General features: G+C 31.0%; 1 protein-coding gene. It reads left to right on the top strand.

The annotated features are described in order from the left end of the window. Nucleotides 1-69 precede the first annotated feature (69 nt). Nucleotides 70-932: helix-turn-helix domain-containing protein (locus tag JQM82_RS15850; protein ID WP_235251381.1), on the top strand; the 863-nt coding region annotated here is incomplete at its 3' end.

The raw sequence follows: 932 nt of genomic DNA, 5'->3' as shown, positions 1-932 counted from the left end.
AATTTGATATATTTCATAAAATAAACTATAATATCTATATTATAAAGAAACAGAGGGAAAATCATGATTATGAATACTAACATAATTGGACAGAATATCAAAACTTTACGCGATGTATTAAACAAAAGCCAAAAGGACTTCGCCAAAGAAACAAACATTTCAACCCCAACCTTATCTAGCTACGAAAACAACGCTACACTTCCGTCACTAGAATTTTTGCTGTATTTAAAAAACAATTATAATATTTCTATTGACACCTTTACCTCCGAACTTTTATCAGGCGATGAAATGCAGCAGGAAATGACCTCAGTACCTAATCTTTTCGTCCCCTCAAATATAAAAAAGTACTTAGGCACTTATATTCTGTACTATTACACTACCAGCACTCAAGATAGTAAAAACTGTATTATACCTGCACAAGCTTTACGAATGGGATTACTTACACTTTACTCAAAATCATCCAACACCGTAGACGCACTTGCATGCTTCAACCTTGATTCTGCAATGTTGGAAAATATCTATAGCTCTATTACTCAAAATAACAATATTTATAAAGAAACTCAAAAAATACAATTAATAAAAAAAACCTATGCTCAAACCAGTAAAACCAATTATTATAAGGGTAATGTCACTTTTTCACCTGATAATATTTTTATTAGCCTTAACCACAACTATAGGGACTGCTCACTAATTATATTAAAAAACCCAAATTCTGAACAGTCTATATATATCGGAGGTATCGGAACAATGAATTCTGTCTCAAAAGGATTCAATTTAGATCCCTGCATACAGTGTGTGGCTTTATCAAGGTACCCTCTAACAATATCTTTAGATGAAATCGCAAGAGAACTACAGTTTAATCACATTAATTTGAATATGTATAACGAAACATTAGAATTAATAAATGCATTCAAAAACTTATATACCAAAGC

Origin of the sequence: Faecalicatena contorta, from assembly GCF_021531995.1 — a bacterium.
GTDB lineage: Bacteria > Bacillota > Clostridia > Lachnospirales > Lachnospiraceae > Dorea_A > Dorea_A contorta_A.
This window is presented reverse-complemented; position numbering and strand designations above follow the sequence as displayed.